The 12826-nt window shown below is 67.7% G+C and carries 10 protein-coding genes; 7 read left to right on the top strand and 3 right to left on the bottom strand.

The window, feature by feature from the left end:
• Positions 1-66: 66 nt before the first annotated feature.
• The 3 genes from WQ53_RS17430 to glmS form a co-directional block, all read right to left on the bottom strand.
• Complete coding sequence (locus tag WQ53_RS17430; protein ID WP_082112986.1) at positions 67-744, bottom strand: hypothetical protein; 678 nt, start codon at positions 742-744, stop codon at positions 67-69.
• Positions 653-1900 (bottom strand): DNA cytosine methyltransferase, encoded by a 1248-nt coding sequence (locus WQ53_RS16400; RefSeq protein ID WP_236685955.1) that lies wholly within the window; start codon positions 1898-1900, stop codon positions 653-655. The genes WQ53_RS17430 and WQ53_RS16400 overlap by 92 nt, the downstream gene beginning before the upstream one ends.
• A gap of 365 nt (positions 1901-2265) precedes the next feature.
• Entirely contained in the window at positions 2266-4098 is a 1833-nt protein-coding gene (gene glmS, locus WQ53_RS10925) for a glutamine--fructose-6-phosphate transaminase (isomerizing) (RefSeq protein WP_052632315.1), read from the bottom strand.
• Between the two features lie 246 nt (positions 4099-4344).
• On the opposite strand from glmS, the gene WQ53_RS10920 reads away from it, so the two are divergent.
• From WQ53_RS10920 to WQ53_RS10890, 7 genes are all read left to right on the top strand, one after another.
• The gene (locus WQ53_RS10920) at positions 4345-5616 is read left to right on the top strand and encodes an efflux RND transporter periplasmic adaptor subunit (protein WP_052632313.1); all 1272 of its coding nucleotides are present in this window, start codon (positions 4345-4347) and stop codon (positions 5614-5616) included.
• Between the two features lie 209 nt (positions 5617-5825).
• On the top strand, positions 5826-6554 hold the full coding sequence (locus WQ53_RS10915; RefSeq protein ID WP_052632311.1) for an ABC transporter ATP-binding protein: 729 nt from the start codon (positions 5826-5828) through the stop codon (positions 6552-6554).
• 10 nt (positions 6555-6564) lie between these two features.
• Positions 6565-7866 (top strand): ABC transporter permease, encoded by a 1302-nt coding sequence (locus WQ53_RS10910; protein ID WP_052632310.1) that lies wholly within the window; start codon positions 6565-6567, stop codon positions 7864-7866.
• Positions 7867-7932: 66 nt separating this feature from the next.
• The gene (locus tag WQ53_RS10905; protein WP_052632308.1) at positions 7933-9165 is read left to right on the top strand and encodes an ABC transporter permease; all 1233 of its coding nucleotides are present in this window, start codon (positions 7933-7935) and stop codon (positions 9163-9165) included.
• A gap of 31 nt (positions 9166-9196) precedes the next feature.
• Positions 9197-9694 (top strand): nuclear transport factor 2 family protein, encoded by a 498-nt coding sequence (locus tag WQ53_RS10900; protein ID WP_052632305.1) that lies wholly within the window; start codon positions 9197-9199, stop codon positions 9692-9694.
• Positions 9695-9731: 37 nt separating this feature from the next.
• Complete coding sequence (locus tag WQ53_RS10895) at positions 9732-11069, top strand: sigma-54-dependent transcriptional regulator (RefSeq protein ID WP_052632302.1); 1338 nt, start codon at positions 9732-9734, stop codon at positions 11067-11069.
• Positions 11070-11109: 40 nt separating this feature from the next.
• Complete coding sequence (locus WQ53_RS10890) at positions 11110-12450, top strand: sensor histidine kinase (RefSeq protein ID WP_052632299.1); 1341 nt, start codon at positions 11110-11112, stop codon at positions 12448-12450.
• Positions 12451-12826: the final 376 nt, after the last annotated feature.

The following is a 12826-nucleotide window of genomic DNA, read 5'->3' as shown; positions in this document are numbered from 1 at the left end:
ACGCCCAGGCGATCGCCGGACCAAGAGCGACAGTATAGTGAGTCGCCGATTTGGCGACGTTCTGGCCTATTTCGTAGTACTTGCGCGCACGTCGGCCAGGTAAATGCAGTGGACGGCCAATGGGCAGCCACCGCAGATCGGATTCCTTGGCCGGCAATGCGCGGAAACTACGTCTAGCACTGCCCAGTTCAGGGTGCGCGAATCCCTTGTGTTCGTAATCGACGTCGCAAGCTCTCTCAGGGCCGCGTCGGTCCTTAGATCGGCGCGGGTCCGGCACCTGTACGCTCTATCGAGAAGCCGCGCTACTCCATCGTCGATGAGCGCTGCGCTCTGCCCGTGCTCGAACATGGCGATAGCGGCCGCGACGTATGGACCAACGGCGGGCCATTTAAGCAACTCTTCCTTCGATTTCGGGAACACAAAGTCGTTTGCCTTCAGGTGCTGAGCAAATGCCAGCAGCGACTTTGCGCGACGCCTCCAAAGGCCAATGGGCCTCAGGAATGCTTCGAGATCGGCCTCGCTAGCATTAGCGAGGGATTGCCAATCCGGGAACGTCTCGATGAAGGATGGGAAAATCGTTGCGACCGTTTCGGCACGCGTTCGCTGAAGGAGAACTTCAGAGACGATTCTTTCGTAAGAGGTTGCAGATGCCTCACGCCAAGGAAGCGCGCGACCTCGACGCTGAAACCACGCCCTGAGCCGCCTGCGAAGCGCCTTTAGCCTTTTCTGCTCGATGTGACTCATTTGTAGCAGGCGTAGCAAGATAGGCGGCTAGCATTTTTCCAAGGCATTCTGCTACCCAGGGCGACACAGCGTTTCCGACTTGAGTGTACTTCGGGCATGCGTTGCGTCGCCTGTTTCCACCCGTCGTGTAGGGCCCCTGGAACGAATACCAGTCCGGGAAAGACTGCAGTCGGGCACTTTCCCTCACCGTGAGGACGCGGGGTTCAGAGTAATGAATGAGGTCGTCGGGCAGCGTCGTCAACGTTGGAGCTGGACGCTTCGGATCCAACACTACCAGATGTGCCTTCTTCATTCCGAACTTCGCGCGATCAGTTTCATTGAGCGAAACTCCCCGCCTAACGGTGCGCAATAGCCGGCGGTTCCTAGCGACGACAGGCTTTCCATGACGCGGAATTCTTAGCCCGTCGGGAGCGGTGCATCCGCCGTTCAACAGGCGCTGATAGTTGGTTTTTGGCCCCTTGTATGCGACCTGTTGGAAACCCTTCGTGTCTACAGAAGGAACCAGCACGTTGCTTTCGATCTCCAGGTCGGAAAGGACATCCGCAACACCAACTTCCACGCCGACGCGGAGTCCTCGCGCAGCCAAGAAGTCCGCGCGCACTTCTTCTAGTAATTCGTATGGATCACCGCGAAGGCACTCGGCGCGTACGCCAACCAAGAAGAATCTATTGCGGCGCTGAGCGACGCCGAAATCCGAAGAGCACAGATTTCTCGGGAACGCGACATATCCAAGACTCGTGAGACCAGCGAGTATCTGGTCGGACGTAGGCTTGCTCTTGCCTCTACCCGAAGGAAAACCGATCGTGATCCCCTTGACGTTTTCCAAGAGGACAATCCGCGGCTGGAGGATTTCGACGAACTTCAAGTACTCGAGATACAGCTGATTTCTCGCGTCGGTCTTCCGCCGCTTGCCCGCTGTCGAAAAGCCTTGGCACGGTGGACCACCAACCACGGCATCCACGCTCCCCCGGAGACGGAGGAGATCCTTCTCGTGCTTGGAGATCAGATCGCTGACCATCCATGGTTTCTGCTCGAGCCACTCAGGCCAGCTATAGGTGTCGTGGCCGGACTTCGAGCTCAGGAGGTTGTGCGAGAGGGTCTTAAATGCGTCTCGGTGGCACTCAACGCCAAATAGGCCTTGCCAGCCGGCCGCCATCAACCCGAGGGAGAGCCCCCCACAGCCGGCGAACAAGTCGACGAAGGTCGCTTTTCGCTCCAAAGCCAGGCTCCCCACGAGACAGTTTGAGTAACCGCTTGATTTATAAGGACCAAGCAGGCCCGTGGCACGGCCGCCAGACGGGTCTAACAGTTTACTCAGCGTCGTCGCAAAACGCGAGACAGGGCCGGGATCGCAGTTTTGCGCAGGGTTGATGCCCGAGCCGCCACGAAGAGGAATTCCGCAGATCCGACCGCAGACTTTTGGACTCAAAATTACCGCGGGATGCTCAGTCCAGCCCCCGATAATTCCCCCATTCGAGACTTAATTAGGTCTTACCACGCCGGCCAGGCCCGCGGCAACCGCTACTCCACCGTCACCGACTTGGCCAGGTTGCGCGGCTTGTCCACGTCGGTGCCGCGGGCCAGGGCGGTGTGGTAGGCCAGCAGCTGCACCGGGATGGTATGGATCACCGGACTGAGCACGCCGGCGTGGCGCGGCGTGCGGATCACGTGCACGCCCTCGGACTCGCTGAAGTGGCTGTCCTGGTCGGCGAACACGAACAGTTCGCCGCCGCGGGCGCGCACTTCCTGCATGTTCGACTTCACCTTCTCCAGCAGGCGGTCGTTGGGTGCGATCACCACCACCGGCATGTCCACGTCCACCAGCGCCAGCGGCCCGTGCTTGAGCTCGCCGGCCGGGTAGGCCTCGGCGTGGATGTAGGAGATCTCCTTGAGCTTGAGCGCGCCTTCCAGCGCGATCGGGTAGTGCAGGCCGCGGCCGAGGAACAGCGCGTTGTGCTTGCCGGCGAAGCGCTCGGCCCAGACCTGGATCTGCGGTTCCAGGTTGAGCGCGTGCTGCACGCTGCCGGGCAGGTGGCGCAGCTGCTCGAGGTAATCCGCTTCTTGTTCCGGCGTGACCTTGCCGTGCAGCTTGCCCAGCACCACGGTCAGCTGGAACAGCGCGGCCAGCTGGGTGGTGAAGGCCTTGGTCGAGGCCACGCCGATCTCGGCGCCGGCGCGGGTGTAGCAGACCAGCCCGCTGGCGCGCGGGATCGCGCTCTCGGGCACGTTGCAGATCGACAGGGTATGGCGGTGGCCCAGCGACTTGGCGTACTTGAGCGCCTCCATCGTGTCCAGGGTTTCGCCGGACTGGGAGATGGTGACGATCAGGTGGTTCGGGTCCGCGTATGCCTCCCGGTAGCGGTACTCGCTGGCGATCTCCACCGCACACGGCAAGCCGGCGATGGCCTCGATCCAGTAGCGCGCGGTCAGGCCGGCGTAGTAGCTGGTGCCGCAGGCCAGGATCTGCACGCCGGTGACCTCGCGCAGCACGCTCTCGGCCTTGGCGCCGAACAGGGTCGGCTCGAAGCCGCCGGCGTCGATCGCCGCCTCGACGGTGTCGGCGATGGCGCGCGGCTGCTCGTGGATCTCCTTCTGCATGAAGTGCCGGTACGGACCCAGTTCCAGCGAGGCCAGCGACACGTCGGACACGTGTACCTCGCGCGCGACTTCGCGGTCGTCCAGGTCGAACACGCGCACCCCGGCGCGGGTCAGCTCGGCGGTGTCGCCCTCCTCCAGGAAGATCACCCGGCGCGTGGCCGAAACAATCGCCGACACGTCCGAGGCGACGAAGTTCTCGCCCTCGCCCAGGCCGACCAGCAGCGGGCAGCCCATCCGCGCGCAGACCAGCCGGTCCGGCTCGGAGCGGCTGAGCACGGCCAGCGCGTAGGCGCCGGTCAGTTCCTTCGCCGCCGCCTGCAGCGCGGCGAGCAGGTCCCGGCCCTGCGCCATGTGGTGGTGGATCAGGTGGGCGATGACCTCGGTGTCGGTCTGCGACTCGAACACGTAGCCCAGCGCAGTCAGGCGCTCGCGCTGCTGCTCGTGGTTCTCGATGATGCCGTTGTGGACCAGGGCCAGGTCGCCGTGGCTGATGTGCGGATGCGCATTGGCCTCGGTCACCCCGCCGTGCGTGGCCCAGCGGGTATGGCCGATGCCGAGCACGCCGCCGAAGCCCTCGGCCGCCGCGGCCTGCTCCATTTCGGCCACGCGCCCGGTGCGGCGCACCCGGCGCACGCTGGTGACATCGGCCACGGCGATCCCGGAGGAGTCATAGCCGCGGTATTCCAGGCGCTTGAGGCCCTCGACCAGGACCGGGACCACATCGCGATCCGCGATCGCGCCGACGATGCCGCACATGCCGCCACCCGAAATGCTTGAGGAAAGCGCGCAATTGTAGCGGAGCCTGGCATAACGCTGACCCGCACATGTCCCGTTTCCGGGCACGGATGTCCGGCATCTGTCCACGACCCGCCCAGGTGTCCGCAAGTGTCCGGCGGACGCTACGGACACTCCAGTCGCACTAAATTCCATCGAAAATTCAATGCCTTGCAGTTGGCATGCGGCATGCGTTGTCCAACTCGACCTCCCTTGCCCGTGGCCCCGATGATCCCCGACACCTCCGCCCAGGACCGCCCGCTCTCCGCTTCCGCGCACCGCCCGGCCTGGCGCCGCTGGCTGTGGCCGGCTGTGGCCGCGGCGGCGGTGCTGGCGCTGCTGGCCTGGGTGGTCGCGGGCTGGGGCGCCGGCTCGCGCTCCTACGACGCGTCGCGGATCCGCATCGCCGAGGTCAAGCGCGGCGACCTGGTCCGCGACATCTCCGCCGACGGCCGGGTGATCACCGCCAACAGCCCGACCCTGTACGCGATCGCCGGCGGCACGGTGGCGCTGAAGGTGGTGGCCGGCGACGCGGTCGAGAAGGACCAGGAGCTGGCGGTGATCGACAGCCCCGAGTTGCGCAGCAAGCTGGTGCAGGAGGAATCGACCCTGGCCAGCATGGAAGCCGAGGCCAGCCGCGCGCAGCTGGACGCGCGGATCGCCACCCTCAACGCACGCAAGGCGCTGGACCAGGCCCAGATCGAGCACACCGCCGCGCAGCGCGACCTGGAACGCTACGAACGCGCCCACGCCGGCGGCGCGGTCTCCAACAACGAACTGGCCCGCGCCCAGGACGAGCTGAAAAAGGCGCAGATCGGCCTGCAGACCGCGCGCAGCGACGCCGGCCTGCAGGGCCAGGGCGCAGCCCTGGACGCGCGCAACAAGCGCCTGCTCGCCGACCGCCAGCAGGCGGTGGTGGCCGAACTGCAGCGCCAGGTCGGTGCGTTGACCCTGCGCGCCCCGTTCGACGGCCAGGTCGGCCAGGTGCAGATCGCCCAGGGCACCAACGTGGCGATCAATGCCCCGATCCTCGGCGTGGTCGACCTGAGCGAGTTCGAGGTCGAGATCCGCGTGCCGGAAAGCTTCGCCCGCGACCTCGCCATCGGCGTGCCGGCACAGGTGACCAGCCAGGGCACCCGCTACCCGGCCAAGGTCTCGGCGGTGTCGCCGGAAGTGGTCAACGGCGAGGTCACCGCGCGCCTGCGCTTCGAGGAGGGCCAGCAGCCGCCGGGCCTGCGCCAGAACCAGCGCCTGTCGGCGCGGATCGTGCTCGATACCCGCGAGAACGTGCTGATGGTCGAGCGCGGCCCGTTCGTCGAGCAGGACGGCGGCCGCTGGGCCTGGGTGGTGGACGGCCGCAGCGCCAACCGCCGCCCGATCCAGGCCGGCGCCAGCAGCCTGGGCCACGTGGAGATCGTCTCCGGCCTGAAGGAAGGCGACCGCATCGTCGTCTCCGGCACCGACCAGTTCGGCGACGCCGAGCGCGTCGCGATCAACTAGGGAGATCCGAACAGCTTCCGTCATCCACAACTAGCCGTCGTCCCCGCGTAGGCGGGGACCCAGTGACTTGCAATTCACTGGAAGCAAAGTCACTGGGTTCCCGCCTTCGCGGGAATGACAAGCAGAAAAACCGGGTTGTCCAGGCTTTCCCAACCTCACTCTTCCCTCTACCGCCCCACCCGCACCCAAGACAAGAAAGGAATCCCGCCATGCTGGAAATGCGCCAGGTCTCCAAGATCTACCGGACCGCGATGGTCGAAACCCACGCGCTGCGCTCGCTCGACCTGCACGTGCGCGAGGGCGAATTCGTCGCGGTCACCGGCCCGTCCGGCTCGGGCAAGACCACCTTCCTCAACATCGCCGGCCTGCTGGAGACCTTCACCGAGGGCGATTACCTGCTCGACGGCGACAACGTGCGCGGCCTGTCCGACGACGCGCGCAGCCGCCTGCGCAACCACAAGATCGGCTTCATCTTCCAGGGCTTCAACCTGATCCCGGACCTGAACCTGTTCGACAACGTCGACGTGCCACTGCGCTACCGCGGCCTGTCCGCCGCCGACCGCAAGGCGCGGATCGAGAAGGCGCTGACCCAGGTCGGCCTGTCCTCGCGGATGAAGCATTACCCGGCCGAACTGTCCGGCGGCCAGCAGCAGCGCGTGGCGATCGCCCGCGCTCTGGCCGGCGAACCGAAGCTGCTGCTGGCCGACGAACCGACCGGCAACCTCGACTCGCAGATGGCACGCGGGGTGATGGAACTGCTCGAGCAGATCAACGCCGCCGGCACCACCATCGTCATGGTCACCCACGACCCGGAACTGGCCGCGCGCGCGCAGCGCAACGTGCACATCGTCGATGGCGTGGCCACCGACCTGTCGGTCGAGCCGAACCTGGCCCGGCTGGCACGCAACGACGCCGCCGCGTCCGACGCCACCGCCTGAGGAGGCGCCCATGTTCGCCTACTACTGCAACCTGGCCCTGCGCAGCTTCCGCCGCGACAAGGCCTTGACCGCCTTGATGGTGGTCGCCATCGCCTTGGGCATCGGCGCGTGCATGACCACGCTGACCGTGTTCCACGTGCTGTCCGGCGACCCGATTCCGGGCAAGAGCGACCGGCTGTTCTACGTGCAGCTGGACCCGGAGGACATGCAGGGCTACACCCCGGGCGAGGAACCGGCCGAACAGGTCACCCGCTACGACGCCGAGGCCCTGCTGCGTGAGAAGCGCGGCACCCGCCAGGCGATGATGACCGGCGGCGGCATCTCGGTCACGCCCGGGCGCGAGGGCCTGGCCCCGTTCGTGTCCGACGCGCGCTACACCACGGCCGACTTCTTCCAGATGTTCGATGTCCCGTTGCTCCATGGCGGCGGCTGGAGTGCGAGGGAAGACGAGGCGCACGCCCGCGTGGCGGTGATCTCCAGGGCCCTGAACGAGCGCGTCTTCGGTGGCGGCAACAGCGTCGGCAAGCAGCTTCGCATCGACCAGACCGACTTCACCGTGGTCGGCGTGGTCGACGAATGGCGGCCGACGCCGCGCTTCTACGACATGAACAGCGACCGCTATGGCGAGCTGGAGGACGTGTTCCTGCCTTTCAGCACCTCGCGCGACCTGCAGATGGGCCGCAACGGCAGCATGAGCTGCTGGGGCGACAGCGATGGTGACTCCACCGGCGTCAACGCGCCCTGCGTGTGGATCCAGTACTGGGTGGAACTGGACTCGCCGGAGAAGGCGGCCGCCTACCGCGACTACCTGGTCAACTACTCCGACCAGCAGCGCACCGCCGGCCGCTACAAGCGCCCGACCAACGTGCGCCTGCGCAACGTGATGGAGTGGCTGGATTTCAACCGGGTGGTGCCCAACGACGTGGTGATGCAGCTGTGGCTGGGCTTCGGCTTCCTGCTGGTGTGCCTGGTCAACACGGTGGGCCTGCTGCTGGCCAAGTTCCTGCGCCGCGGCAGCGAGATCGGCGTGCGCCGTGCCCTGGGCGCCTCGCGCGGGGCGATCTTCACCCAGTGCCTGGTCGAAGCCGGTGCGATCGGCGTGGCCGGCGGCATCCTCGGCCTGGGCCTGTCGCTGCTGGGACTGTGGGCGGTGCGCCAGCAGCCGGCCAGCTACGCCGAACTGGCCCACCTGGACCTGGGCATGCTGCTGCTGACCTTCGTCGTGGCCATCGTCGCCAGCGTGCTGGCGGGCCTGCTGCCGGCCTGGCGGGCGATGCAGGTGACGCCGGCGATCCAGCTCAAGAGTCAGTGATCTGCTCCTCCCCCTTCGCTTCGCGAACGGGGAGGAGCAGAACAAACAAACCTACGGAGACGTTCCATGGACATCCGACCGATCCTTTCCACCCTGATGCGGCACAAGACCGCCGCCTCGTTGATCGTGGCCGAGATCGCGCTGACCTGCGCGATCATCTGCAACGCCCTGTTCATGATCAGCGACCGCCTCGACCAGATCCGCGAGGTCAGCGGCCTGGCCGAGAACGAGCTGGTCCGCGTGCAGATCACCAGCATCGGCAGCGATGCCGACCAGTCTGCGCGCACCCGCACCGACCTGGCTTCGCTGCGTGCGCTGCCCGGGGTGAAGGACGCGACCATCCTCAACCAGGTTCCGTTCGTCAATTCCTCGTGGAACAGCGGCGTGCGCCTGAACCGGGAACAGCAGCAGTCCACCCTGAGCGCGACCACGTACATGGCCGAGGACCAGTTCATCGAGACCCTGGGCCTGAAGCTGGTGGCCGGCCGCGACTTCACCCCGGACGAATTCGTCGAATTCGAGAATTTCGACCTGCCCGGAGTCTCGCCGCTCATCCCGTCCGCGATCATCACCCGTTCCATGGCCGAGAAGCTGTTCCCGGGCGAGGATGCGGTCGGCAAGACGTTCTACAGCTGGAGCGAGCAGCCGACCCGCGTCATCGGCGTGGTCGAGCACCTGGTCCGGCCCAGCCAGATGGGCGGCCCGACCGCACGCGAGTACTCGATGGTGTTCCCGCTGCGCCCGCACTACAACCTGGGCGGCAACTACGTGATCCGCACCGATCCGGAGCGCCGCGCCGAGGTGCTGGAGGCGGCCAAGGCCACGCTGCAGGCCAACGGCGCCGACCGGATCATCCTGGAGGAGAACACCAAGACCTTCGAGCAGCTGCGCCACGAGTACTACCAGGCGCCGCGCGCCATGGCCTGGCTGCTGGGCATCGTCTGCGTGGCGCTGCTGCTGATCACCGCGCTGGGCATCATCGGCCTGGCCAGCTTCTGGGTGCAGCAGCGGACCAAGCAGATCGGCGTGCGCCGCGCGCTGGGCGCCACCCGCGGCCAGATCCTGCGCTACTTCCAGACCGAGAACTTCCTGCTGGCTTCCATCGGCATCGCGCTGGGCATGCTGCTCGCTTTCGCGATCAACCAGCTGCTGATGGGCAAGTACGAGATGGCGCGGCTGCCGCTGCTGTACCTGCCGGCCGGCGCGGTGCTGCTGTGGGGCCTGGGCCAGCTGGCGGTGTTCGCCCCGGCCAGGCGCGCGGCCTCGATCCCGCCGGCGGTAGCCACCCGCAGTGTCTGAAGCCGACCGACCACTGGAGGAGACGCACCGCATGACGCACCGGATCCCGATCGGCCTGCTGCTGGCCACGCTGGCACTGGCAGCGGCGCCATCGTCGGCGGACGAAACCGCGGAGGACGCCAACGCCGGCCTCCGCGCCACCATCGCCCGGCTCGACCACGACGTGTTCGACGCCTTCAACCGATGCGCCGATCCGGCGGAACTGGACCGGCACGCAGGCTATTTCGATCCGGCCGTCGAGTTCTACCACGACACCGGGGGCGTGACCTGGTCACGCGAGGCGATGCTCGAGAACACCCGCCGCTACGCCTGCGGAAACTTCACCCGCGAGGTGGTACCCGGCAGCCTGCGGGTCTACCCGGTGCCCGGCTTCGGCGCGATCGCGCAGGGCGGACACCGCTTTTGCCAGGCTGCGACCGGCACCTGCGAGGGCCTGGCAGACTTCACCATGGTCTGGCGGCTCGACGACGGGCAGTGGCGCATCACCCGCGTGCTCAGCTACGGCCACCGCAGCGCCGCGGGCCAATAGCCTTTACGATCCCCTTCCCGTCCGCCACCGCTCATCCATGTCCACGATCCTGGTCATCGACGACAACCCCGCCGTCGCCACCGCGCTGGAAGTGCTGTTCTCGCTGCACGACATCGCCACCCTGCACGCGGCCTCGCCCGCGGCGGGGCTGGCGCTGCTCGACGGCGAAGCCGTGGACCTGGTGATCCAGGATATGAACTTCACCGCCGACACCACTTCCGGCGACGAGGGCCGCGCGCTGTTTGCCGCGATCCGCGAGCGCCACCCGGACCTGCCGGTGGTGCTGTTGACCGCCTGGACCCACCTGGAAAGCGCGGTGGAGCTGATCAAGGCCGGTGCCGCCGACTACGTGGCCAAGCCCTGGCAGGACGCCAAGCTGCTGGCCACGGTCAACAACCTGCTGGAACTGGCCGATGCGCGGCGCGAGCTGGACCAGCGCCGCGACGGCGAACGCCGCCGCCGCGACGACTTGGCCCGGCGCTACGACCTGCGCGGCGCGGTATTCGCCGACCCGGCCAGCGAGCGCGTGGTCGCGCTGGCCTGCCAGGTCGCCCGCTCGGACCTGCCGGTGCTGATCACCGGCCCCAACGGCAGCGGCAAGGAGAAGATCGCCGAGATCATCCAGGCCAACTCCACGGTCAAGGAGGGTCCGTTCGTCACCGTGAACTGCGGCGCGCTGCCGGCCGAGCTGATCGAGGCCGAGTTGTTCGGCGCCGAGGCCGGCGCCTACACCGGCGCCAACAAGGCGCGCGAGGGCAAGTTCGAGGCCGCCGACGGCGGCACCCTGTTCCTGGACGAGATCGGCAACCTGCCCCCGGCCGGGCAGATGAAGCTGCTGCGGGTGCTGGAGACCGGCCGCTTCGCCCGGCTGGGTTCCAACCGCGAGCGCCAGGTCAAGGTGCGGGTGGTCAGTGCGACCAACGCCGAACTGCCGGCGATGATCCGCGACGGCACGTTCCGCGAAGACCTGTACTACCGGCTCAACACCATCGAGCTGGCGATGCCGCCGCTGGCCGAGCGCCCCGGCGACATCCTGCCGCTGGCCGAGCGCTTCGGCGACGGCGGCAAGCCGTTGTCCGCGCCGGCCGCCACCGCCCTGCAGCGGCACCCGTGGCCGGGCAACGTGCGCGAGCTGCGCAACGTGGTCCAGCGCGCGCAGCTGCTGGCCACCGGTCCGCGGATCGAAGTCGCCGACCTGGGCCTGCCGCGGGCGCCGGCCGCGCGCGGCGGCCCGGCGCAGGAGCCCGGGCGCGAGCAGATCGAAGCGGCGCTGGAACGCGCCGGCGGCGTGATCGCCCAGGCCGCGGCCGAACTGGGCATGAGCCGGCAGGCGCTTTACCGGCGCATGGAGCGCCACGGCCTCAAGCCCGCATGATCGCCCTTTCCCATGCGCACGCCCGCGTGAGCCGTCCAGGATGATCCGCCGCACCCTCACCCTGCGCCTGTTCCTGCGCCTGCTGCCGGTGCTGGCGCTGGCCGCGGCGCTGCCGTGGAGCTTCGCCTACTGGATCGACCGCGGCTGGGTGCTGGCCGTCGCCTCGGCGGCGATCCTGCTGGCGCTGATGTGGTGGAGCCTGCGCCGCGCGCTGGCGCCGCTGCGCGCGCTGTTCCGCGCCCTGGCCGGCAGCGTCAACACCTACCGCGACGGCGAGTTCAACTTCGGCGTGCACTGGCGCAGCGACGACGAGCTGGGCGAGCTGGTCCGCGCCCATGCCGAACTGGGCGAGGTGCTGCGCGAGCAGCGCCAGGACCTGGTCCAGCGCGAGCTGCTGCTCGACACCATGGTCCAGAACACGCCGGTGGCGATGCTGCTGTCGGCCGAGGGCGGCGACGCGATCCGCCGCGTGGTGTACGCCAACCTGGCCGCGCGCAAGCTGCTCAACGACGGCCGCAAGCTGGAAGGCCAGCGCATGGGCGAGCTGCTGGAGGCTTTGCCGGTGGAGCTGCGCGAGGCGGTGGCGCGGGGTGGCGACAGCCTGTTCGCCGTGCCCGACGAGGGCGACGACGAGGACGTCTACCACCTGTCGCGGCGCCACTTCAGCCTCAATGGGCGCCGCCACGAACTGCTGCTGATCCGCCTGCTCACTCCCGAACTGCGCCGGCAGGAAGTGCAGACCTGGAAGAAGGTGATCCGGGTGATCAGCCACGAGCTCAACAACTCGCTGGCGCCGATCGCCTCGCTGGCGCACTCCGGCGCCGAACTGGTCCGGCGCGGGCGCCACGAGCGGCTGGGCGAAGTGTTCTCCACCATCGAGGACCGCGCCCGCCACCTGGAGGGCTTCATCCGCGGCTATGCGCGCTTCGCCAAGCTGCCGCAGCCGCAGCTGCAGACCGTGGCATGGGCCGAGTTCCTCGGCCGGTTGCAGCGCCAGATCGGCTTCGAGCTGGAAGGCGCGACCCAGGACCTGCGTGCACGGGTGGACCCGGCGCAGATGGAGCAGGCGCTGCTGAACCTGGTCAAGAACGCGCACGAGGCCGGCGCCGACGCCACTCCGCCCAGCGACGAGGTGCGCGTGCGCCTGCTGCGCCTGCCCGGCTGGACCCGGCTGGAAGTGCTGGATCGCGGCCCCGGCATGAACGAGGCGGTGCTGCAGAACGCGCTGCTGCCGTTCTATTCGACCAAGCGTCATGGTACCGGCCTGGGCCTGGCATTGACCCGCGAGATCATCGAGGCGCACGGCGGCCGGCTGTCGCTGCAGAACCGCACCGACGGCGGCCTGTGCGTGGCGGTGATGCTGCCGGAGGCCGGTGGCTGACGGGAACGATCCGCGGCCCGGACGAAGCGCTCCTTCGGACGGATGATCACGACGCGATCCATGTTTCTTGTAGGAGCCGGGTTCAGCCGGCGACACGACGACATCGGCACAGGCGACGCCCTCGTGGTTCCGACGCCCGTGTCGCCGACTGAAGTCAGCTCCTACAGAAGAGCGCCGAGCCGCAGAAGGTGAACGCCCCTCGCGGTTTGCTGTTTGTAGGAGCCGGGTTCAGCCGGCGACCCGACGCCACGTCGGCACAGGCGACACCCTCATGAGTCCTGACGCCCGTGTCGCCGACTGAAGTCAGCTCCTACAGAAAAGCAGCCACGCCGTAGCTGTTGTAGGAGCCGGGCTTGCCTGCGACGCGATGCCGTCG

The organism is Pseudoxanthomonas suwonensis (assembly GCF_000972865.1).
GTDB classification, from domain to species: domain Bacteria; phylum Pseudomonadota; class Gammaproteobacteria; order Xanthomonadales; family Xanthomonadaceae; genus Pseudoxanthomonas; species Pseudoxanthomonas suwonensis_B.
The sequence above is the reverse complement of the archived record's forward strand: the minus strand, read 5'-3'. Positions and strand labels throughout refer to the sequence as shown.